General features: G+C 59.8%; 20 protein-coding genes and 5 pseudogenes. 11 read left to right on the top strand and 14 right to left on the bottom strand.

Translation table 11 applies throughout. From position 1 onward, the window contains the following. Positions 1-40 precede the first annotated feature (40 nt). Positions 41-811, bottom strand: coding sequence for a protein phosphatase 2C domain-containing protein (locus F3J19_RS14895; protein ID WP_167042587.1), 771 nt, complete (start codon positions 809-811; stop codon positions 41-43). Between the two features lie 5 nt (positions 812-816). Then, on the bottom strand, positions 817-1,104 hold the full coding sequence (locus F3J19_RS14890) for a hypothetical protein (RefSeq protein WP_167042585.1): 288 nt from the start codon (positions 1,102-1,104) through the stop codon (positions 817-819). 470 nt (positions 1,105-1,574) lie between these two features. On the opposite strand from F3J19_RS14890, the gene F3J19_RS14885 reads away from it, so the two are divergent. Together F3J19_RS14885 and F3J19_RS14880 are read left to right on the top strand one after the other, a co-directional pair. Continuing rightward, positions 1,575-2,096, top strand: a complete 522-nt coding sequence (locus F3J19_RS14885) for a lecithin retinol acyltransferase family protein (RefSeq protein WP_167042583.1) — start codon at positions 1,575-1,577, stop codon at positions 2,094-2,096. A gap of 54 nt (positions 2,097-2,150) precedes the next feature. Continuing rightward, positions 2,151-2,402 carry a hypothetical protein gene (locus tag F3J19_RS14880; RefSeq protein ID WP_167042581.1) on the top strand — a complete coding sequence of 84 codons (252 nt, stop codon included), beginning with the start codon at positions 2,151-2,153 and terminating at the stop codon, positions 2,400-2,402. A 70-nt stretch (positions 2,403-2,472) separates the two neighbouring features. Here F3J19_RS14880 and F3J19_RS14875 read toward each other — a convergent pair whose 3' ends face one another. Next, positions 2,473-3,339 carry a LysR family transcriptional regulator gene (locus F3J19_RS14875; RefSeq protein WP_167042579.1) on the bottom strand — a complete coding sequence of 289 codons (867 nt, stop codon included), beginning with the start codon at positions 3,337-3,339 and terminating at the stop codon, positions 2,473-2,475. A gap of 330 nt (positions 3,340-3,669) precedes the next feature. On the opposite strand from F3J19_RS14875, the gene F3J19_RS14870 reads away from it, so the two are divergent. Together F3J19_RS14870 and F3J19_RS14865 are read left to right on the top strand one after the other, a co-directional pair. Next, positions 3,670-4,161 carry a DUF4126 domain-containing protein gene (locus F3J19_RS14870; RefSeq protein ID WP_167042577.1) on the top strand — a complete coding sequence of 164 codons (492 nt, stop codon included), beginning with the start codon at positions 3,670-3,672 and terminating at the stop codon, positions 4,159-4,161. Positions 4,162-4,717: 556 nt separating this feature from the next. Then, on the top strand, positions 4,718-5,212 hold the full coding sequence (locus F3J19_RS14865; RefSeq protein ID WP_167042575.1) for a DUF3828 domain-containing protein: 495 nt from the start codon (positions 4,718-4,720) through the stop codon (positions 5,210-5,212). Between the two features lie 6 nt (positions 5,213-5,218). Here the strand turns inward: F3J19_RS14865 and F3J19_RS14860 are convergent. Continuing rightward, positions 5,219-6,021, bottom strand: a pseudogene (locus tag F3J19_RS14860) (IS5 family transposase). A gap of 634 nt (positions 6,022-6,655) precedes the next feature. Here F3J19_RS14860 and F3J19_RS14855 point away from each other — a divergent pair. Next, positions 6,656-7,252 carry a hypothetical protein gene (locus F3J19_RS14855; RefSeq protein WP_167042573.1) on the top strand — a complete coding sequence of 199 codons (597 nt, stop codon included), beginning with the start codon at positions 6,656-6,658 and terminating at the stop codon, positions 7,250-7,252. A 44-nt stretch (positions 7,253-7,296) separates the two neighbouring features. Here F3J19_RS14855 and F3J19_RS33080 read toward each other — a convergent pair whose 3' ends face one another. After that, positions 7,297-7,719, bottom strand: a complete 423-nt coding sequence (locus F3J19_RS33080) for a recombinase family protein (protein ID WP_345891037.1) — start codon at positions 7,717-7,719, stop codon at positions 7,297-7,299. Between the two features lie 174 nt (positions 7,720-7,893). Between F3J19_RS33080 and F3J19_RS14845 the strand changes: the two are divergent. Beyond that, positions 7,894-8,097 (top strand): annotated as a pseudogene (locus tag F3J19_RS14845) (tyrosine-type recombinase/integrase); the annotation flags it as partial. A 457-nt stretch (positions 8,098-8,554) separates the two neighbouring features. Here F3J19_RS14845 and F3J19_RS14840 read toward each other — a convergent pair. The 4 genes and pseudogenes from F3J19_RS14840 to F3J19_RS14825 all read right to left on the bottom strand — a co-directional run bounded on the left by F3J19_RS14840 (position 8,555) and on the right by F3J19_RS14825 (position 11,356). Then, complete coding sequence (locus tag F3J19_RS14840) at positions 8,555-9,223, bottom strand: hypothetical protein (RefSeq protein ID WP_167042571.1); 669 nt, start codon at positions 9,221-9,223, stop codon at positions 8,555-8,557. Between the two features lie 812 nt (positions 9,224-10,035). Then, positions 10,036-10,227, bottom strand: a pseudogene (locus F3J19_RS32640) (DUF6429 family protein). 9 nt (positions 10,228-10,236) lie between these two features. Further along, a pseudogene (locus F3J19_RS14830) lies at positions 10,237-10,532 on the bottom strand (helix-turn-helix domain-containing protein); the annotation flags it as partial. A 91-nt stretch (positions 10,533-10,623) separates the two neighbouring features. Then, positions 10,624-11,356 (bottom strand): annotated as a pseudogene (locus tag F3J19_RS14825) (IS5 family transposase). A 345-nt stretch (positions 11,357-11,701) separates the two neighbouring features. Between F3J19_RS14825 and F3J19_RS14820 the strand changes: the two are divergent. Further along, positions 11,702-12,748, top strand: a complete 1,047-nt coding sequence (locus tag F3J19_RS14820; protein ID WP_167042569.1) for a phytoene/squalene synthase family protein — start codon at positions 11,702-11,704, stop codon at positions 12,746-12,748. Between the two features lie 244 nt (positions 12,749-12,992). Continuing rightward, complete coding sequence (locus F3J19_RS14815; protein WP_167042568.1) at positions 12,993-13,241, top strand: hypothetical protein; 249 nt, start codon at positions 12,993-12,995, stop codon at positions 13,239-13,241. 190 nt (positions 13,242-13,431) lie between these two features. Here F3J19_RS14815 and F3J19_RS14810 read toward each other — a convergent pair whose 3' ends face one another. The 5 genes from F3J19_RS14810 to F3J19_RS14790 all read right to left on the bottom strand — a co-directional run bounded on the left by F3J19_RS14810 (position 13,432) and on the right by F3J19_RS14790 (position 18,550). Continuing rightward, positions 13,432-13,749, bottom strand: a complete 318-nt coding sequence (locus F3J19_RS14810) for a DUF4148 domain-containing protein (protein WP_167042566.1) — start codon at positions 13,747-13,749, stop codon at positions 13,432-13,434. Positions 13,750-13,980: 231 nt separating this feature from the next. Continuing rightward, on the bottom strand, positions 13,981-15,525 hold the full coding sequence (locus F3J19_RS14805; protein ID WP_167042565.1) for an alkaline phosphatase family protein: 1,545 nt from the start codon (positions 15,523-15,525) through the stop codon (positions 13,981-13,983). A gap of 292 nt (positions 15,526-15,817) precedes the next feature. Next, complete coding sequence (locus tag F3J19_RS14800; protein WP_167042564.1) at positions 15,818-16,681, bottom strand: ABC transporter permease; 864 nt, start codon at positions 16,679-16,681, stop codon at positions 15,818-15,820. A 16-nt stretch (positions 16,682-16,697) separates the two neighbouring features. Then, the gene (locus tag F3J19_RS14795; RefSeq protein ID WP_167042562.1) at positions 16,698-17,492 is read right to left on the bottom strand and encodes an ABC transporter ATP-binding protein; all 795 of its coding nucleotides are present in this window, start codon (positions 17,490-17,492) and stop codon (positions 16,698-16,700) included. Positions 17,493-17,530: 38 nt separating this feature from the next. Beyond that, positions 17,531-18,550 carry an ABC transporter substrate-binding protein gene (locus F3J19_RS14790; protein WP_167042561.1) on the bottom strand — a complete coding sequence of 340 codons (1,020 nt, stop codon included), beginning with the start codon at positions 18,548-18,550 and terminating at the stop codon, positions 17,531-17,533. 339 nt (positions 18,551-18,889) lie between these two features. Here F3J19_RS14790 and F3J19_RS14785 point away from each other — a divergent pair, with 339 nt between their 5' ends. The 3 genes from F3J19_RS14785 to F3J19_RS14775 all read left to right on the top strand — a co-directional run bounded on the left by F3J19_RS14785 (position 18,890) and on the right by F3J19_RS14775 (position 22,115). After that, complete coding sequence (locus F3J19_RS14785; protein ID WP_167042559.1) at positions 18,890-19,567, top strand: response regulator; 678 nt, start codon at positions 18,890-18,892, stop codon at positions 19,565-19,567. A gap of 2 nt (positions 19,568-19,569) precedes the next feature. Next, on the top strand, positions 19,570-20,949 hold the full coding sequence (locus F3J19_RS14780; RefSeq protein ID WP_167042558.1) for a sensor histidine kinase: 1,380 nt from the start codon (positions 19,570-19,572) through the stop codon (positions 20,947-20,949). Between the two features lie 125 nt (positions 20,950-21,074). Beyond that, positions 21,075-22,115: an ABC transporter substrate-binding protein gene (locus F3J19_RS14775; RefSeq protein ID WP_167042556.1), complete on the top strand. Its 1,041-nt coding sequence runs from the start codon at positions 21,075-21,077 to the stop codon at positions 22,113-22,115. Positions 22,116-22,119 lie beyond the last annotated feature (4 nt).

The raw sequence follows: 22,119 nt of genomic DNA, 5'->3' as shown, positions 1-22,119 counted from the left end.
AGATCCGGAACCGCACGCAAAAGCGCAAGAAAAGCCGCGCTCACGGCGCGGGATTCAATAAGGTCTTCTCCGACGCATTCGGGTCTTGCGCTTCGACGACCACGGCCGTGATATTGTCGCGTCCGCCGCGTGCGAGCGCGAGTTCGACCAGGGCTCCGCATACGTTCTCGCGCTCGGTGGACGTCAGCACGCCGGCGATGTCGGCGTCGCTCAGTTCGTTGCTGAGGCCGTCGCTGCACAGCAGGAACAGGTCGCCGTCGGCGACTTCGATGGCATCGTCGTCGAGTTCGAGCAGGTCCGTTGCGCCGACCGCGCGCGTAATCATGTGCTGCGCGGGATGATGGCGCGCTTCTTCCTCGGTGATGACGCCGAGCGAGCGCAACTCCTCGACATGGCTGTGATCGCGCGTGAGTTGCCGCAACTGTCCCGCGCGATACAGATAGATGCGGCTGTCGCCTGCCCATACGTAGCCGCAAAAACGATCGTACGCGAGCAGCACGACCACGGTGCTGCCGATTCGCTGCACCCGGCGGCGCGCGGCCTCGTCGCGTAGCTGGCGGTTCGCGCCTTGCAGCCGCGCGCGCGTATCGGCGATCAGGGTTCTGATGCCGCGCGGCGCCGCGAGCCGGCTCAACGCTTCGATCACGGTGCGGCTTGCGAGATCGCCGACCGCGTGCCCGCCCATGCCGTCGGCGACGGCCCAGCGGCCGGCTTCGGGCAGATCGAGGCAGGCGTCTTCGTTGATTTCGCGTACGCGTCCCGCGTCGGAGCGCGCGGACGACGTCCAGCGAAATGGGCTCGCACAGGTCACAACGGCTACACCATATCGTTTCTGCTGCGTGCGTCGGGAGAGACGTTGATGTTCGAGTTCGAGCCGGTGTTGCGCACGTCGACCGACTGGAACTGGTTGATCATCTGGTTAGCATAGAAGTTGTTGGACACCTCGTACAGATTGACGACGGGTCCGATGCTCGGCGTTTGCGGCACGTAGGGCTGAATCCAGCCATATACCCACGGCGCGCCACCGCCGCCGCGAATCGCGGCCATCGCCTTGCGGTCGAGCGCGAGGTTCAGCGGGAGATCATCGACTGTGATGCGGGACATGGCGTTCTCCGGTTCGCCGCGTGTGCAACGCGCGCGGTTGAAGGATGTTGCGGACAACGATGCAAGTGCCATGCCAATGTGTGCCGAGCGCCGCGCATTTCGGGCCGTGCGTTGACTGTCGGGCGATTCCGGACGCCGTGCGTGATGCAAGGGACGACGCCAATGGCAATGAGTCGGCCTGCGGCCAACACACGCGCATTCGAATCGGTGTGTGCCCCAACACGTCGAACGACTTCCTGGTGTTTTTCCCGAGGCCGGCCTGCCGCGCGGTACGCGCTCCTACGAGTGCCGCAAAAGAGCGCCGCGCGCCAACATATCGACGCGAATCCTGTCGGCTTGCCGCCGACATCCTCACCCTTCAGAAAATCCGAAATCAGCCGAAAACCCCGTAAACAAGGGCTTTTCCATGCATGGCCCGGATGATGCGAAAAGCTGTCGCAACCGTGTTGGAAATCCGAACGAGGCCAGCCATGAACACCCGCACGCTCGATACAGGCAAGGAAAGCCGGCAACGCAGTGACGCATCATCGACGATCGATCTGCCGATCGGCGCGCATCTCGTCACGCAACGCAACGGCTACGAACATCACGGCATCTATGTCGGCAACGGCCGCGTTGTTCATTACGCGGGCTTTGCGAGTTCGGCGCATCGCGGGCCGGTCGAGGAAGTGGAGATCGCGCGCTTCGCGGCCGGTCATCCGCTGTCGATCCGTCCGACGCCGAGCGCCCGCTATGCCGGCGACGAAGCGGTGCGCCGCGCGCGTTCGCGTCTCGGCGAAAACCGCTACCGCCTGCTGACCAATAACTGCGAACACTTCTGCGCATGGTGCCTGCTCGGCGAAAGCCGCAGCGAACAGGTGCATTGCTGCCTGCGCCATCCGCGTACGGGTATGCGCGCGCTGATGTGTCTCGTGAAGGCGTTCGTCGAAAGCGGGGCGAGCAACGGTGCAAAAAGCCGCGGACGTAGTGCGCGCGTCGCGCAACTCGCGTGAACGTAGCGCAATCGGGGCCGCGCGCGCAGCAGCAGAAGATTCGAGGAGAGCATCATGGTTGCCGTCGAAAAAACCTTGCGCTGGGCCGTCGACAAATGGCTCGCGCCAACGCCGTCGACGCCCGCGCGCGTCGTGCGGTTCTGCCATCGCACCTCGCAGCGTTATGTCTGCGTCGAGGCGCTGAAGCCCGAAGGACTGCTGTCGATCTTCTTCTTCCGTCACGGCGACGGCTCATGGAACGTGTTTCCGCCGCAAGCCGAGCGGCCTGCAATGAGCGGACAATGCCGCGCGGTGCCCGCCTGCTAGTTTCAAGTAGTCTCAAGCAGTTTCAAGTCGGCACAAGCTTCGGGCCTCGAGATGCAAATCATGCAAATCCCTAAGCGGCCGCGGCCTTCGTGATCCATTGACTGAATAGCACCATTGCCGGTGTCATCGGCTTGCTCTTCAGACAGGTCAGCCAGTAGCTGCCCGCCTGGACTTCCACGTCGAACGGGCGCACGAGACGTCCCGTGTTGATCTCATGCTCGAACATCAGTGCGGGCGCGAGTGCGATGCCTGCGCCCTGCATCGCGGCTTCCGCCATCAGCCGCGACGAATCGAACACCGGCCCGCGCACCGGCCGCGGCGCGATGCCGGCGGCGGCAAACCAGCTCATCCAGTCGTCCACGCGATAGGAGCGCAGCAAGGTTTCGTTGGCGAGATCGTCGGGTCGCGCGAGACGCGCAGCGGTCTCCGGCGTGCAGAGCAGCGTGAGCGGCGCGTCGAGCAGTTTTGTCGCGAGCGAGCCGGGCCATGTGCCGTCGCCGAAACGGATCGCGAAATCGAGGCCCTCGGTCGCGAGATCGACGAGGTTGTTGTTCGTCAGCAGTTGCAGTTCGACGAACGGATGCGCGTCGCGAAACGATTTGAGCCGCGGCATCAGCCAGCCGACCGCAAACGTGCCCACCACGCCGACCCTCAGCACCTCATGAAAGTGACCGCCGTCGAACCGCCTGAGTACGGCCTCGATGCGATCGAATGCATCGGAGAGTACCGGGCGCAGCGCGAGACCTTCTTCGGTCATCGCGAGGCCGCGCGGCAGACGCTTGAACAACGCGGTGCCGAGCCGTTCTTCGAGCGAGCGGACCTGCTGGCTGACGGCAGCCTGGGTCACGTTCAGTTCGAGCGCGGCGCGCGTGAAGCTCAGATGTCGCGCGGACGATTCGAAGGCGCGCAACGCGTTCAGCGGAAGATACGGTCTCATGGTGCAGGCATTAGATTTTCTTGTGAGCTGGATAAATTAGCATCGTTGACGGCGACCGTATATCGTCGCGTCAGATTTTGTTCAGAAGAATTGTGCGACACTAGGGCCGCATCGAAGAGGGCGAGCACCGGCGCGGCGACGCCTGGACGATAACGGGCGCGCGGCGTGAAGCGGCAGGGAGGGGACGGTGACGGGCGGCTACGGCGGTTGCCTCGATGTGTAGCGAGAAGTTGACTGTTCAGATGGAATGATCGACATGTTCCGCCGGCGCGCGAGTGAAGGCGTCGGCTCGTTCAACCGTACGTCATTACCCTCGATCGGGAGCCCGCTATGTCCGTGTATGTTCTGGCTTTGCTCATCGGTGTCGTCGCCGGCCTGCGCGCCATGATTGCACCCACCGCCGTCAGTTGGGCCGCGCGTCTGGGATGGCTGCCCTTGCAAGGCACGCCGCTCGCTTTTTTCGGTTTTGCTGCCACCCCGTATATCTTCACCGTGCTGGCCGTGGTCGAACTGATTACCGATCAGTTGCCCGAAACACCGAGCCGCAAGGTGCCGCTGCAGTTCGGCGCGCGCATCGTGCTCGGTGCGTTGAGCGGCGCGGCGATCAGCGGGGCGCATGGCGGTCTCGCGGGTGGTGCGATCGTCGGCGTACTCGGGGCGGTGCTCGGTGCGGTCGGTGCGATCATCGGCACGCTCGGCGGGGCCAAGGCGCGCGGCGCGCTGGCGCGAATGTTCGGGCGCGATGCGCCGGCGGCGCTGATTGAAGACGTGGTGGCGATTGTCGTTGCTGTGCTGCTCGTCGTGTCGCTGCACGGCTTATGAGGATTTTCTGTCAATGGCGGGACGCTGTGCGCGTCCCGCCGCCTTCGTTCGATAGATCGAGCCGATCGACTAGCTGGCGCGAGCGACTCGCGAGCCGGCCGTGATGTGCTTGACCGGCGCGGCAGCGGTTGTTGCGTTCACGCAATCGATGGCTCACTGTAAAAGGAGGCGGCGAAGCGGAGAACGTGGGAAACGCTCGATAAATGGCGCGGGCGTCTCAAGGTGGGTTTTCGCGGGGGAGTGGGAACGTTGGATGGGAATGTGAACAGGAAAATGCGAGTGTCTGCTGAACGGGCTGGCTTAGATACCCGTTCGCGCGAGCAGAGAGATATCGTGGAGTTCACCTTCTGCAATGTTTGGTCGCCAGTACCTCGCGGCTGATCTATCAGGTAGATCGACGGTCATGGCGTGCCAGGTCAACCGCTTTGCTATTCATCGGGACACGGTTTGTGTTTACGAGGGCCGTTTGCCACTACTCGTTTGCACGACAATCCAATACCGTGGAACTCCTTTGTGAAAACCGGCCCGCCGACAAAATCTATCGACACGACTGACGATGAAAAACATTTTCTTGCGCACGTTCGCCTTGCTGGCCGTTGTTCTGGGCTTGAGCATCATGCAGTCCGCCGTGGCGGCGGAGACGCCCGAAGCGACGGTCCGGGAGTTCTACACCTGGTACATCGGAAAGCAGGACACGCGCGATGCCCACTACTTTCAGCTAACGGACAACGCCATCTATCGCTACGTGTCGAAAAACACGGTAGATACGTTGAGAGACGACTACAAACACCACCGTCTCCCTGGGGATGCCGACTACTTCACGCGCGTTCAGGATCTCGACCCGCATGTATGGCTTGAAACGATGCTCGTGCATCCTGCCATCATGCTCGATGGCGTGGCCGTTATACCGGTGACTTTTGGCGTGAAGCCACAGGATAGGCAAAACCTCGTGGTGTTCGTCGCGAAGGAGAACGCGCACCGGCGAATCACCAAGGTAGAGGACACCCATAACGGCTACCTCGGCTATCACCAGTACGATGCGGCAGACTAGAGCGTGTTAGGCACTTTGGATAATTGGCACAGCATGAACGAGCATAAGCATGGCGAAGACAACGAAGTGCAGGCCTGCAAGGGTTTCGGGCAGGCGCTCGTAATCGCGTGCCAGCCGCCGGAAGCGGTTCGGCCAGCCAAAGCTGCGTTCAACCACCCAGCGACGCGGCAATAGCACGAATCCTTTCTTCGTCCCGGGCAGTTTGATGATCTGCAATTGCATTCCCTCGTCGCGAGCAGCCTGCGCAGCCATGTCGCCCGTATAGCCCTGGTCAGCAAAGGCGAGTTTCAGGGTCTGCCCCGTGACGTGCTGGACCTGGCGCGCAAGCTCACCCACCTGCGCACGTTCCTGCTCATTGGAGGGCGTAATGTGTACCGCAAGCAGCAGACCCAACGTGTCGACGGCCATATGAACCTTGCTGCCTCGCTTGCGCTTGTGTCCGTCATAGCCCGCACGTGGTCCGCTTTCGCATGTGGATTGCAACGTGCGTCCAGAATCACCGCACTGGGCTGGCCCTGGCGCGCTTGCGCCACGCGCAGCACCGAACGCAAATCGTTGACCATCGCCTCGAAGCAACCCGCGTTGAGCCAGCGTGGTGTTTGCTGATAGACCATCTCCCACGGCGGGAAGTTGGTCGGCAGCATGCGCCACGATGCACCAGCGTGCGCTATCCAGCGCAATGCGTTGAACATTTCGCGCAGTTCATATCGGCGCTGCGGCGCATCTTCGCTCATCAGGACGAGGTACGGAGCGGCGAAGCTCCATTCCTCGTCCGATACATCTGTTGGGTAGGGTTTGCGTTCTGGCATCCAGCCTGGTTACCAAGTTTGGCCGAAAGTGCCTAACACTAAAGCTATTTGAGGGATGTTGTACTAGCCCCCGCTTCACGCCATTTGGCGCACGGCTCTATTCGGGGTCTGAGGAGCAATGGAACAGGGAGGTCAGTTAAGCCTCGCGAACGAGCTTGACGGAGGAGTGAAGCGCGCGGGGTTCCATAGACCCCATTTAATTGTGAAATCTATGGAAAACACGAAAAAGGAATCACGCAATGGTTTACTGGAAGGGCCTAGGCGAGAGCGTTCGCAATGAGCAACTTTTTTTCGCGAGAGCGATAGTGCAGCGCCGGAGGATTGTGCATGCTGATAGTTTCTCTGATGTTGTCGGACGATAATGGGCTGCATTCATTCAAAACTAGTGGATTCTCACGGGCACGACTATGCGCTCGATACGTTGGGGTCGTCGTCTTCGCCCGCGCAGGCGTCGGCGTTGTCATCGTCACGGTCTCAGTACTCCGACGCGCGGTTCGACCAGATTTCCCAAAACCGGCCACCCAAACTCAAATCTCCAGCGGCTCAAACGGCATACACTTCTGGTACTGCTGCTCAACCTTCTGCCGAAACACGCACAATAACGATGCCCCATGCGGTATTTTCGAAATCTCCCATGACATTGGAGACTAAAAGAGCCATCGCGCAAGTAGTCTTGGAGGATGTAAGGAATTTATATTACAAACATCCAAATTTGAAGTCCTGCAACAAAATTCGACTCCATGCGGAAAGAGACTCCGAAATACGCAGGGTTTGTGAGGCGGCAAATCAAATGGGTGAACTATATAAAAATTATACTTTGGATAACATAAAAAAATCGAAAGCACATAACTGTGGTGAATTGTCTCGACTCGCAGTCGACATGTTATTGAAGAATAATTTAAAGGCGGTCAAGATCGGGATTGGCGGGGTTGTTGGAACACACGCTTTCGCAGCTGTACTGCCACCATCGCACCCTGACTACATGGGTTTCGATATGGGGAGCGATATGAGTAAATGGAGTGAAGATATAATTATATGTGACCCATGGTGTAACATATCTTGTTCGGCACCTTATTTTAATGATTTTTTCTCAAAGAAGATGGATAAATGGGTTGCCGATGGAAAAATACTGGCAAATTCGTATGGTGGGTATAAGGAATACCTCGCAAATAATGAAGATTGGGTAAGAGATGTAGTGTCAGGGGAAAAGAAGATCGATTTCGTTCAATAAAAGCATGCCGTTTTGGCGAAACGGTCAGCGCATTTGTAAAGCGCTCAACGCTCTGGAAAACGTGCAAGCGTCTGATACACGGTCGGGTGGGATACCGAGAACAATTCAGCCAGATCGCTGATCGAGTGCTTGCCGCTTTCGTGCATCCGGCGCAGTTCCTTCTGCTGCTTGATGGAGAGCTTCGGTTGCTTGCCACGGAGCTTCCCCTTCGCTCGTGCGATGGCCATCCCCTCGCGGATGCGCAGACGGATCAGGTCGGTTTCGAATTCCGCGAACGTCGCCGGGATGTTGAAGAACATCTTGCCCATTGGGTCGGCCGGATCGTAGACGCTTAACCCGACTGCCAGTTTCATGCCGCGCGTGACGAGCGAATCCGCGATGTCGCGCGCATCCGGCACCGACCGCGTCAGCCGGTCGAGCTTCGGGGCGATGAGCGTATCGCCACGACGTACGGCCCAGAGCCTGATCGAGTTCGGGGCGTGCGCGATGGGTATCGGTCAGGCCGCGATCCGTGTAGATGCGTCCGGGGCGCCCCCAGTTCCATGAGCGCCCGCTGCTGGGCGGTCAGATCCTGTCTGTCGGTCGAGCACCGCACATAGCCAATCAGGGTCTCGGGCATATTTTCATGCTGCATGTTTAACCGCGATTTCCGCTGGCGCGATCTGCGACACACGTGGGCGAGCTGGCATGTGCAACGCGGCACGCCGCTACAGGTGCTGAAGGAATTGGGCGGGTGGGAAACGCTGGAGATGGTGCAGCGGTATGCACACCTGAGCGCGGATCATCTTGCGCAGTGGGTTGTGCCGCATACGAGCGAGACGGAACTGCACCTGGCAGCCGGCTAACTGTATTTTCACTGCACTGGGGGAAATCGATGAAGTAGCGAAATCGCTGAAAGCCTTATGAGGCTTGGCGCCCGACTGGGATCGAACCAGCAATCCCTGCCTTCAGATGGCAGCAAATCTTGCAAATACTTTTCAGCATGTTCGCCAAATTGCGCGAACGTATTCTGCGTGCGCCCTCATCCAGCAGCATAATTCCAGCGATCACATGAACCAAATCGCGGGGACGCATTAAGCCACATATCATCTTCGCGACGCGCACCGATCTATTGTGATATCGGCCTACCTGCATTGATATGTATTTTTCGTTCCAAGCCACACCAAGCTATGAGGCTTTTTTGTCTATTAGTACGCTTGCAGACAACTAGGACGCTTTGCGCTCCACCTCGCCAGTCCTATAGCTCAAATCCAACAACGAACGAAATCATTAAGGGTCCTCACGTGACACAGCCCCGATTACCTAGTGCCGCATCGTTAAAAGAACGCCGCGAAAAAAATCCTGGTAACGGGGAATCCAATCCTTAATGGCTTGGTAGCGTTGCTGTTCGTTAAGCGGAGCGATCAAGTCACGGATATCGTTTATCGCAGCCACAGGTCCCCGACTATCGCGAAAAACGCGCCGATACAAGACGCTAACGTAATGGGTCCCGGTTCCGTATGGGCCGATGCCGATATGCATGGCAGCCCTTCTCTGAGCCCCCCGTAGCATGCCCAATACCTCATCGCGAGATATCCTGAAGTCCGGATTACTGTTTTGATCTGCGAGAGCAGTCTGTAATTCGCGCTCGCGATCAGTCCGCATGTCGCGCCCTTCAATGACCGTGGCGACTGAGTCTGTGGCAGCCCAATTCCGGATGACGGCTGGCTTTGTATCACTTGCCTTTCCGGAGAGTCGCGTATTCAAGTGCATAAGCAGAGTTTGCTGTTCGTCCGCAGGCATGGAACGCAGTTTGGTTTCGATCTCGGCGCGCGCTGCCTGCTGCTCCCAGCGTGGCAATTCGTTCACGATTTGCGTAATACCCCGGCTGATCGATGGAGAAAACGCAGGCAGAGCGACCACGGGTTGCAACGGTTGAGAAGACGAGCCGGCCACCGGAACTCCGGAATACTGAACAGGAAACTGCGGCATTTGAGCTTGTGACGGGGCAAAAGGCAGCAACGGTGCCGAATTCGGGATCGGTTGCGCCTGCCCCAGAAGTGCTGGCGTTCTGGGGTGCAGAGATGATTACCCGCCTGTTTGGATTTGCTGAATCCCGCATGCCAGCTGAGACAAGGTCGAAGTGTCCGTCGGCGCGCGTCCTCAAATTGACGACGAGCGAGACAGTGCCATGAGTCGTTTCCAGCAGTTGCCCGTATTGCGCCCGCATGGCGCTTTGTGACGCGGGACTGCCTAAGGCTAACGAACCGTTCTGGATGGCTGATATGACCGCTCCGGCCAGCGCGCGTTCACCAGCATCGCTAGAATTCCGGAATGCGTGGAGCCACGCGGTAGACGATCCGCTTACCATGCTGGGCTGAAGTGTTGACGGATGCGAGACAGGGGCGAGGCCCCCAAACTGAGCGGCGCTGGCACGCCGGCCAGAGGACGGCACAGAGTTGTTGTTGGTCTGCGAGGGGGCTAATTCGGAATAGCTGTGCCACTGACCGGAAGGATTTCCAGAGATGCGTTGATTTGACATGTCGGTGATATTCGCAAAACTGCGCGCATTGGTAAAGACACTTGCCAATACCAGCAAACATGCGTCATACATTGCATCAAAGCGAAAACAGGTTCTGCCGTGCGAAGCGCCAGGAGACACGGATCGGCACCCTTGGAATACCTCCGCGACGCGCACTGCATTTTCAGTGTGATAAATTTTGGCGCTAAGTGGATAGCCCTTGAGCATGTACGGCATCGAACTCTGTTGCACCCCTAGTGTCGTGAGTTAGAAATTCGTTTGATTAATCAGTTTTGCTGCCAGCTATGACGAAGTGCTGCTTGAAGATGAGTTCGGATTCGAGCAAACCGTCGTCAGTGACGATCACGGATTTTGCTTTATTGACCGGACCGCCGATTAGGCCGCGTTCGTAGAGTCGGTTGAGCGCATCTCAATCGAAGCTCTTCCATGCTCGGTTGTGGTCATGCAGTGTCAAATAGAGAAGCGCGAGGGCGGCATCAACACGTGCGTCGTCGATCGATCTGGATGCGCCCGAACGCGGTGCGTCAAGCAGGCCTCCAGCCGATGCATTGCGTAGCGCCCACGCCACTTCGAGACAGTTTGCTGGGTAACCCGCAGTTTCGCCACGACCGTTCTGTTGTCGGTGCCCTCGGCACAGGCCAGCACGATCCGCGCTCGCAATGCCAACGCCTGCGCCGTCTTGCGGCGCGTCATCAGGGCCGTGAGCTGCTCGCGTTCCGCTTCGCTCAACACGAGTTCCGCCTTGGGTCTTCCGCTCATGGCCGCCTCTTCGTGTCCGTCGCACTCACTACACGGTACGACAGGCAGCAAATTGTTCAACGAATTTCTAACTCATTACACTAGATTCTGTTCACATTCTCACGAGTGGTCCAAAGGCACAGGCAAGCGAAGCGAAGGCGAGATAGTTCCCTGCGCGATTGTCATAGCGAGTGGCGACGCGACGAAAATGTTTGATACGACTGAAAAAGCGTTCGACGATGTTCCGGGTCCGATACAGCACGCGGCTATAGCGACGCCTGATTTTCCGGTTCGAACGCAGCGGGATTACGGCCTTCGCATGCGTACTGCGGATACGCTCCACAAAGGCGTTCGAATCGTAGCCTTTGTCGGCAATGATCGCGCCGGTGCGCAAATGCTCAACCAGTTCATTCGCGCACGAAATATCGGAAACTTGCCCTTCGGTGGCCATCAACCGCAGAGGGCGGCCAGCGTCATCGACGGTCAGGTGCAACCTGGTGGTCAGTCCACCTCGCGAGCGCGTGCGGTCCGTTTTTTTTCGAGCGCCGGACGAGTGCTGATGCGCGCGCACGATGGTCGAATCGATCAGCACATGCCTGATCCCGGTTTCGTCAGCTACTGCATGTATCACGCGTTCCCACGCACCCTTGCGACGCCACCTGGAAAACGCATGTACACCGTGTGCCATCGGCCGAATACCTTCGGCAACCGGTCCGGCCGATCCAGAGGACAGCCTCGACAAACCAGCAATTGTCGGTCGCCGTTCGTCCTGGATCGCCTTCTTTGCCCGGCAAGACAGATTCGATTCGTGCCCCTACTTCATCGCTCATTAACGCTCGAATCATCTTGGCCCACTCGCGCAAAAGACAAGATGTAGACATATTTCATTGAATGTAAACAGGCCATAGTCGTCGGCTTCCATTGCTGTGATACCTAATCTACCCGTCGAAGTTCAAGGTTTCCGGAGAGGCTCCGCGACGGCTTGGGCGGGTCATATCGTGACACGGGCGTGACAGCCCTCGCCGCTGGAAGACTTCGAGGAGTGGGCATCGAGGACGTGGCCTTAACGCGTCGGCGTATACAATGCGGCAGCACCTGATTTTTACAGCCTGACCTACCCGCAACGCATCCGTCAGTGCATTGTCGAACGCATTTTTTCCTACGCCTTGTACCGCGATCCGATCCAACCCATGCCGACTCCGACCCGGGCCTTCCTTCTCGGCCCGCTCCTGAAAGGCGTTTCACGCTCCTTCTATCTGACGCTGCGCGTGCTGCCCGCCGGCATGCGCGATCCGATCGGCCTTGCCTATCTGCTCGCGCGCGCGGCCGACACGATTGCCGACACCTCGCTGATTCCGCCCGAACAACGCCTCGTATTAGTGCTCGCACTGCGCGAGCAGGTGAATGGCGTGGCTGTCGATAGCGCGCCGTTTCAGCGCATCGCCGCCGAAGTCGCGGGCCAGCAGGTGCAATCGGATGAAAAAGTACTGCTCGAATCGCTGGGCCCCGCGCTCGACGTGTTGTCGCAACTGGGCGAATCCGATCGCAAGGCCGTGCGGGAAATCGTTTCGACGCTGACCGAAGGCATGGAATTCGATCTGCGCACGTTCCCCGACGAACGCGCCGGCCAGATCGCGGCGCTGCGCGTATACGGCGAACTCGATCGCTATACGTATCTGGTTGCCGGCTGCGTCGGCGAATTCTGGACCACGATGACTTACGTGCATATGCCGGGCACGCTGAAAGAGCCGCCCGATACGATGACGCAACTCGGCGTGCGTTTCGGCAAGGCCTTACAGATGACCAACGTGCTGCGCGATTGCGGCAAGGACTTGCGCATTGGCCGCTGTTATCTGCCACAGAACATGCTGGAGCGTCACGGCCTGAGCGCAGAGGAACTGCTGGAGCCGGCCAATTCGATGCGCGCGCGGCCGTTGCTCGTCGAGCTTCTGCGCAAGGCGATCGAGCACTATCGTGCGTCGCTCGACTACACGCTCGCGATTCCGGCCCATGCGGTACGCTTGCGGCTCGCGTGCTTGTGGCCGATTCTGATCGGCCTCGACACTCTCGTGCTGCTCGCGGATAACGACGCATGGCTCGATCCTGCGAAGGTATCGAAAGTCACGCGTCATGCGGTATATCGGATCATCGCGTCGTCGCTGCTGCTGGTGCCCTCGAATGCGCTGGTGCGCAATGCGATCGAGAAACGCATCAGGCGGATCGAAGCACGGTTGTAAGCGTGTCACATAGGGGCTGCGCGCGAGGCGAACGGACATTCGATTCGCATTGCATCGAGTCGGTCAAAATGGAACAGGGTGCATCGGCCCCGGCAAAAATTGGTAATACGCGTTATTTCACTGCAAATCGCGGCGGAGTACTACCCGATTTAATTGGGATCATGAAATAAGCAGATAATCGGGAAAGCCCCAGGACCGTGCGCTCGCGCTTCGCGTTAGTCTCTTCCAAAAGAGGAGGCGACCCATGCGACAGGCGTTCAACATTGCCTTGGTGCTTTTGCTTGGCTATCTGATGGCAGATAGGGCGTTGATGCGTGCTCAGGCCGGCGAGGTTGGGACGATTACGTGCCACCAAGGCGCGGCGCTCGTCAAATCGGACGCTGTGAAGAAGGGCTTTGGAGAAGCCGGGGCCAGCGCGCAGAGCGAGAGCTTTCTGTCAAGCTGCCTCGTGACCGGACGCGGTCAGGTCGGCGATCTGATCGCGCGCGACTGAGCGGCTGATAGCGTTGCCGGGTATTCGGCGCGACGCACGCAGAGCGCCGTGAAAAAGCGCCCAGACCGTGAAGGTCCGGGCTAAGTCATCGGAAGCCCGATGACGGAGGTAACGGTTACATACAGGACAAAACTGGCCCGCGTCCGGGTATCACCGGACGCGGGCCAGTTTTTTTAACGACTTGCGTTGCTTACTGACCGAAGTAGACCGACTTCGGGCCAGTCGCCGGAGCCACACGGCCCGATTGCGACGAACCGCTGGTCACACCGCCGAAACCGCTTGCCGCGGCTTGGCTCACGCCGTTTTGCGCATTGATGCGAGCTTCAGCGGCCTGGATGTTGGCCGGGTACTGCGGGTCGGCGAGACCGGGTTGATAGCCGGCCTTTTCCAGTTGAACCAGTTCGGCGCGCACCTGGGCGCGGGTCACGGGCTGGTTGGTTTGCGCAAACGAAGCGACAGGAGCGGCGATTGCGGCGGCAATGACAACGGCTTGAATGAGCGATTTCATGATACTTACCTCCAGTTTTGGGTTTTGTCGTGCTGCGAACGTTGTTGTTCGTAGTCAGTGATTGCATTGTAATTTCGATAACTGGAGAGAGTAATAGGTCATCCGTTGAATGTTTATTGCTAATTTTGAGATAAAGCTGCGGAACCTTTAAGGGTTAACGCGTGCTTATGCGGTTCGCGTGAGCCGCGAGCTGCGATCCGAAGAGACATGGGTCAATGCTCCGAGCCGATGCTATTTCGGAGAAACGGGGCGGGTTTGATCGGTATTGGCCCTTGCATCTTTCGATGGCGCGCCCGTCGTTTTGCGGACCGATGATTGCGAAAGACGCGTGAATGCGTCGCTCGTGCGCGCATCGCGCTGGTCCCGCGCTGCGTAGAAATCCTTGCTGAGCCATTGCCCGAAGCTCGTCATTAGCGAGCCCAACGTGCTTTTGAAGCGTACCCACGCGTTGCCGGCGTTCGCGAGTTGCGCTGCCGATGCCACCGCGTTCGCGCTAAGCCGGTCCAGTTCCTCGTGCAGGTAATCGGCGAAATAATGCAGTCCGTGCTGATTGCCGTTCGACGATTTGCGTTCGAGTTCCACATGCTCGGCAATCAGCAATTGATTGCTCACGCGGATAAAAGCCGGTGTATCGGTACGCGCGACATCGGTGCCGCCCATTGCTTCGCCCACACTCGATGCTTTCTGCGTGCGTAGCCCAAGCGGCGCGAGTTTCCATTTGTCGCACAGGTATTTCAGCAGGCTGCAATGGTCGAACTGCGTGTGACACACGCCGGCCTTGCACCACGGCGACACGAGAATCGCGGGCACGCGCACGCCGAGCCGGGTGAAGTCGAAACTCGCGGTGTGGTCGTCCGGCGCGGTGGCGTTTGAGGGCGGCGACACATGGTCGTAGAAGCCGCCATGTTCGTCGTACAGGATCACTAACAACGTGCGTTCCCACAGCGCCTGATTCGAGCGCAGCGCATTGTAGGTATCGGCGATCAGCTTCTCCGCTTTCATGATGTTGTGCGGCGGATGATCGTCGTTCTGCGCTTCGCCGAAGTACTTCGGCTCGATCAGCACGAATTGCGGAAACGCGTCGGCGGGGCCGGCTGCGTCGTGAAAGAACGTCTCGAAGAGATGATAGTTCGCGAGGTTCGCGGCGTGCCGCTGGTTCTTCAAGAGCAGCGATGCGGGAAAGTCGTAGAAATAGACTTTCCATGTTTTTTGCGCCGCATTCAGCCGATCGAAAATCGTGTCCTGGCTCTGCTCGGCGTACCAGTGCGGATTGAGCGCATCGAGTCCCGATGGCATGGCCACCTGACCCATCGACGTGCCGGTCAACGCGAAGAAGCGATTCGGCCACGTGGGCCCCGGCAGCGATGAGAACCACCGGTCGCAGACGGTGAACTGCTTGCCGAGCGTATGGAGCGCGGGCAGAAAACCGAGCGGGTAATAGCCCATCACGTCCTGGCGCGCGGCGAGGCTGCTCTTCGGATAGTCCTTCACGAAGCGGCGCACGAAGCCGCTGTTGTCCGCGGCAATCTGCTCCATTACGGCCTCGTGCTCGTGATTCGGATCGTGCTTCATTTGCCGCTCGCGCGTGGCGCGAGGGTGGAACGTGTGGCCCTGACCGTCGGCATTCGATTTCGTGGCGGCGTTGCGCACGCCGTCGAGTCCGTCATGCACGGCGTCGAGGCAACCGAGCATCTGATCGAACGAGTGGTTCTCCATCAGCAGGAGAACCACATGTTCGATCGGATCGTTCTGCGCGCTGTGCTGGACGTCACTCATTTTTTATCGCTCCAGGTGGGACAGAGTTGGGTGGTTGGGTGCGGTTGCGGCGCTGCCAACTTAGCGCAAAACGTCTGGTCGCGAAAGAGCCCGGCTAAAACGGAAACGCGTGAGTGGCGGGGGCGACCCATCGCGCATGATCGGCGCAGCGAAGTCGAGCGAGATCGATTCGGAAGATATAGAAGCAAAAATGCCGTTCGGCCAAAGACCGAACGGCATTCGTGATGAATCGGGAAACGATTGGTACAGCTTTGCGCGCCGGATTCGAAACGGCGCGGCGATTACGCTGCGCTTAAACCGAAGTCGGCCGCCATTTCAGCAGGCGGTTCTCGATCGCGGTCAACAGATAGTCCGCTGCCAGCGCGACCACGGCCAGCACGATCATTGCCGCAAACACGCCGCTTGCGTTGAACGCGCCCTGTGCGGTGGAAATCAGCAGGCCGATGCCCTGCTTCGAACCGAGAAATTCACCGACCACCGCACCGACCAGCGCAAAGCCGAAGCTCACATGCAGGCTGGCGAGAATCCAGCTGAGCGCCGACGGAATTACGACCGAGGTCGTCACCTGGCGGCGCGACGCGCCGAGAATCTGCGCATTCGCGATCATGTAGCGGTCTGCTTCGCGCACGCCCTGGAATGCATTGGCGAATACGACGAAGAACACCATCACGACGGCGAGTGCCACTTTCGACGCCATACCGAGCCCGAGTGCAATGACGAACACCGAGCCGAGCACGACGCGCGGAATCGAGTTGGCGATCTTGATGTAGAGGCTGAATACGTCCGAGAGCAGCTTGTTGCGGCCGAGCACGATGCCGCAGAAGATGCCGCCGACCGAGCCGATAATGAAGCCGAGCCCGGTTTCTTCGAGCGTGACCCATACCTGCGTAAGCAGCGGACCTTGCGACGTGCCGTTCACGAACCAGTCGACGATCTGCTCGAAAATCGCGCTCGGCATCGAGAAGAAGAACGGGTCGATCCACTTCAGGCGCGCGGACAGTTCCCAGCCGCCGAGCACGACCACGAGTACGAGAATGCGCAGCGAGACGACGAGTACATGGCGCTGGCGGATTTTCTTTTGCGCAATGCGCTCGACCTGAGCGAGCGATGCGGCGTCGATGCCGGACGGCATCATCTGTTGAGAGGGCGTGGACATGGTTGCCGTTCCTTGATTAACCGATTTGCACTTCTTCGCGCAGGTCGTGCCAGATGTCACGCGAAATCTCGATGAAGCGCGAGTCGTAGCGAATCTCCGAGGTGACGCGCGGGCGCGGCAGATCGATTTCGTAGACTTTCTTCAGCGTCGCGGGGCGCGCGGTCAACACGAACACGCGGTCGGCGAGCGCAATCGCTTCTTCGAGGTCGTGCGTGACGAATACCACCGAGCCGACGCCGCCCCACAATTGCAGCAGTTCGTCCTGCATCAGCGTGCGCGTCTGCATGTCGAGCGCCGAAAACGGCTCGTCCATCAACAGGATTTCCGGCTTGTTGATGAAGGTCTGCGCAAGCGCGACGCGCTTGCGCATGCCGCCGGACAGTTGATGCGGATAGTGCTTGCCGAACTTGTCGAGGCCCACGCGGCGCAGCCATTCGTTCGCTTCGTCGTAGGCGGCGGATTTCGAGCGGCCACGATAGAGCGGACCGGCCGCGACGTTGTCGAGCACCGAGCGCCACGGAAACACCGCATCGGCCTGAAAGACGAAGCCGATGCGCGGATCGATGCCGTCCACCGGCGCGCCCATCACGCGCACTTCGCCGGTGGTGGGTTTCAGCAGACCGGTAATCATGCTCAGCGTGGTGGACTTGCCGCAGCCGGTCGGGCCGACCACCGCGACGAATTCGCCGCGTGCCACCGACATGCTGAAATCGCGCAACGCGATGGTTGCCTTGCCGTCCGGTGAAATGAAACGGCACGACACGTTGCGCATTTCAATTGCTGGCATATCGCGTGACATAGGTTGATTCATCGGCGGAGCCTCGCAGTTCTCTGGATATGAAAGAAGCGTTACTTCGACGCGGTCTTGACCGGCGCCGATACGTATTCGTTGGTGTAGGTCTTGGCGAGATCGATGTGCTTGCCCTTCACCGACGGATTGAATGCCGACAGTACTTTCAGCACCGTGTCCGGGCCGTCGGCCGGCATCTTGCCGTCCTTCGTGAACATCGGCAGCGAGGCCTTCAGCGCGTTGACGTACAGGTCCTTGTTGTTGCCGTAGTAGTCTTTCGGCATTTGCGCGGCGATATCTTCCGCGCTATGCGTCGAAATGAAGTTGAGCGTCTTCACGAAGGCATGCGCGAGCTTCGCGGCCTCGTCCTTGTGCGATTCCGCCCATGCGCGCTGCACGTAGAAGCTCGATGCGGGGTACGTGCCGCCGAGCGCGGCGCGCGTGCCGTCGAGCGTGCGCATGTCGACGAGAACCTTGGCGTCGCCGGTCTTCAGCAATTGCGAAACGGTCGGCTCGGTGGTCATGCCCGCGTCGATGCGGTTCTGCTTGATCGCCGCGATAAAGCTGTTGTCGGCGCCGACCGGCAGTAGCGTGTATTGCGTGGCCGGTACGCCCGCGCGTTGCGCGAGGTACTGCGTGAGGAAGCTCGTCGACGAGCCGAGGCCGGTCACGCCGAGCGTTTTGCCTTTCGTGTCGGCCATGCTCTTAAGGGTATCGGCCGCTTTCGTCGAAACCATTTCCACTTCGCCGGGCACCTGGCCGAACACGACCAGCGCCTGAATTTCCTTGCCCTTGCTTTGCAGATCGATCGTGTGATCGTAGAAGCCCACGACACCTTGCACCGCGCCCGCGAGCAGTTCGTTTTCCGCGTCGACGCCGGCCGGTTGCGAGAGGATCTCGACGTCGAGCCCTTCGTCCTTGAAGTAGCCGAGCTGTTCGGTCAGCTTGGCCGGCAGATAGATGATCTTGGTGGCACCGCCCACCATGATCGTGATCTTTTCGGCGTGAGCGGCGGCCGAAGCGGCGGCAAGGGCGAAAGCAACACCTGACACGGCGGCAATCTGGCGCAAGGTACGCATGAAGCAGTCTCCTTAATTAAGTGTGGTCGCCGCGGCCTGATAAGCGGCGCTTTTCTGGGTGAATGGCGGCGATTATAAAAATGCGAAACCTTCTGCGAGCTTTCGGGAGGGAGCGCGAAACATGGGTGTTAACCCGAAAATGCGCCGAAAATAAGCCGAAAATGCGCCGGGAATGTGCTGAAAACGAACCGCGCTTAAGCCGCAATCAGCCCGCCACTGCGCGACGCGCTTGACCGGCGTCGACAGCGGGCAGGGGACGTATGGCGCAAATCCCACAGGAAGCGCGCAAACCCCCTGTTTTACGGCACAATCGACGGCCTGACTTTTGCCGTTGCCGCCATGAAGCTGCTGCTCATCGAAGACAATCCCACACTCGCGCACTGGCTCGCGAAGATGCTGGAGCAGGAGGCATTCGCGCTCGATGCCGTGCAGGACGGCGACGAGGCCGACCGCCTGCTGCGCACGAATCACTACGACGTGATTCTGCTCGACCTGAATTTGCCGAAGCTCTCGGGCAAGAACGTGCTGCGCCGTTTGCGTCAGCGTGGCGATGCGACGCCGGTGCTGATCCTGACCGCGAGCGGCTCGATCGACGAAAAAGTGGAACTGCTCGGCGCCGGCGCGGACGATTACCTCGTCAAGCCCTTCGAAGTGCGTGAGTTGATCGCGCGCATCAAGGTTGCGATTCGCCGGCAGTCGCCGTCGAAAGCGAGCGAGGTGGTGTGCGGCGATCTGTCGTTCGATATCGACACGCGCCAGTTCACGCTCAAAGGCGCGCCGCTCAATGTGACGCCGCGCGAGCGCTCCGTGCTCGAAGCGCTGATTTTGCGCCTCGGCAAGACGGTGACGAAACCCGCGCTCGTCGATGCGATCTTCACGCTCGCGGACGAGCCCAGCGAAGACGCGGTGGAGATCTATATCTCGCGTCTGCGCAAGAAGCTCGACGGCAGTTCCGCGGCGATCGTCACGCTGCGCGGGCTCGGGTATCTGCTGCGCAAGAAAGAAGACGACCACTGACAATGGCTAATAGCCTGCGTATACGTTTGCTATGGTGGCTGCTCGTGCCGCTCGCGCTCTATGTGTTCGTGACCGGCAAGACCGAATACGACAATGCGCGGCGTACCGCGAATCTCGTGCAGGACAACCAACTGGTGGCGTCGGCGCGCATGATCGCGGGGGAAGTCGAATGGCGCGACGGATTCCTGCGCGTGGACGTGCCGCCTGCCGCGCTCGAGATTTTCGCCTCGCCGTATCGCGACCAGGTGTTCTATAGCGTGCGTGTCGACGACGGGCAACTGCTCGCGGGTACGCCCGACTTTCCGCCGCGTCCCGCGCGGGCGCCCGACGTGCCGGATTCGTACTACACGGCGTTGCACGGCCAGCAGGTGCGCGCGGTCGATATCGCGCGGCTCATGTACGACAACGGCGTGACGCGGCGCGTGCGCGTGACGGTCGGCAAGACCGTGCGCTCGCGCGACGCGATGACGAAACAGCTATGGCAGCCGCAACTGATCCGGCAGATCGAAATGATCGTGCTGGCGGTTGCGCTCGTTTGTATCGGACTCACGTTCGAATTGCGGCCGCTGATGAAAGTGAAAGACGAGGTTGCCGATCGCGATCCGATGCAACTCGAGCCGATTCGCGTGGAGCGGTTGCACACGGAATTGCGTCCTATCGTCGATGCGATCAATCAGTGCATTGCGCGGCTCGGCTTGCAGGTGGCGGTGCAACGCCGCTTTATCGCGGATGCTGCGCATCAGTTGCGCACGCCGCTGACGCTGCTCGGTACGCAACTGCAATTCGCGCGGCAGCAGGACGGAATCAATCCCGCGCTCGACGAAGCGCTGGGCGCGATGCATCGCAGCAACCGGTCGATGGTCGCGCTCACGAACAAGCTGTTGCTGCTCGCGCAGGCGGAGGCCGCCGACAGCGCGCAACTCGCAATGGAAAGCGTCGACCTGGTGCCGCTCGCGATGGAAGTCGTCGAAGACCTTGCGTTGCTCGCGCAGGCGCGCGAAATCGATCTCGGCGCGGAGTTGCACGGCGCCGCGCCAGTGTTGGGGCATCGTGGATTGCTACAGGCACTGATTGCGAATCTCGCCGAGAACGCGATTCGTTATACCGGCAGTGGCGGTCACGTGACGGTTGCGGTGCATGCCGATGCCAATACGGTCACGGTAAGCGTCATCGACAACGGCCCCGGCATTCCGGCCGAAGCGCGCAGCCGCGTATTCGAGCCTTTTTTCAGGGCCTCGGCGGATACGGACGGCACGGGGCTTGGACTCGCGATCGTGCGTGAGATTGCGGATGCGCATCACGGCGAGATATCGCTGAAGGCGGACGACGGCGGCAAGGGCGTGGATATTGCCGTGATGTTTCCGCGTGCGGCGATGAAGTGATCGGGACAAACCCGAGGTTCGCGCTATTTCACATTTGTGAAAGCATCGGGAAGGGTTCGCACCTTCAGAATCAGGCACAGGCGACTCGCGCGGCGCCACGAAGCAGGACAACGGAGACACTCGCAATGAAGCTTCCCCTGACGCGTTTCTCGCGCGCGGCCTGTGCCGCCGTCGCGGCGTCGCTCGTGTTGTGCGCGCTCGCGAAACTCGCGACGCCCGCGCAAGCCGCCGAGCCGGAGAAACTCGCGATCATGGTCGGTGGCATCGACAAGCTTATTTATTTGCCGGCGCGTCTTGCCGAACAGCTCGGCTATTTCAAGGCGGAAGGGCTCGACGTCGAGTTGCTGTCGCAACCGACTGGAATCGACGGCGAAAACGAAATGCTCGCGGGCGCGGTGCAGGGCGTGGTCGGCTTTTACGATCACACGATCGATTTGCAGACCCGCGGCAAGGAAGTGAAGACGATCGTCGTATTCGCTCAGGTGCCCGGCGAAGTGCAACTGGTCGCGGCAAAATCGGCCGCTTCCGTTAGAAGCATGGCCGACGTGCGCGGCAAAACGCTCGGCGTAACCGGGCTCGGTTCGTCGACGAGTTTTCTCACGCAATACCTCGCGCAACGCGCCGGCGTGCCGTCCACGCAATTCACGCTGTTGCCGGTCGGCGCGGACAGCAGTTTTATTGCGGCGATGCGGCAGGGGTACATTCAGGCGGGCATGACGACCGAGCCGACCGTCACTCGCTTATTGAAAGCCGGCGAGGCGAAAGTACTCGTCGATATGCGCAACGTCGACGGTACGCGCGAGGCGTTGGGCGGCACCTATCCGGCGTCGAGCTTCTATATGCAAAGTACCTGGCTCGACGCGCATCCCGACGAAGCCGCCAAACTCGCGCGCGCATTCGTGAAAACGCTGCGTTATATGCACACGCATAGCGCGGAACAGATTGCCGCGCAGATGCCGCAAGAAGCGATTGGCGGCGACCGGGTGCTTTATGTCAGCGCATTGCAGGCTTCGCTGCCGATGTACACCGTGGACGGCAAGATGCCCGCCGACGGTCCGCAGACGGTGCTCAAAGTACTGTCGGCATTCAATCCGACAGTGAAGGGGCGGCATATCGATCTGTCGCGCACGTTTACCAATCAGTTTGTCAGTGACGTGAAGCCTTGAAAGC

It is taken from the genome of Burkholderia sp. Ax-1724, assembly GCF_011752995.1.
Lineage (GTDB): Bacteria > Pseudomonadota > Gammaproteobacteria > Burkholderiales > Burkholderiaceae > Paraburkholderia.
This window is presented reverse-complemented; position numbering and strand designations above follow the sequence as displayed.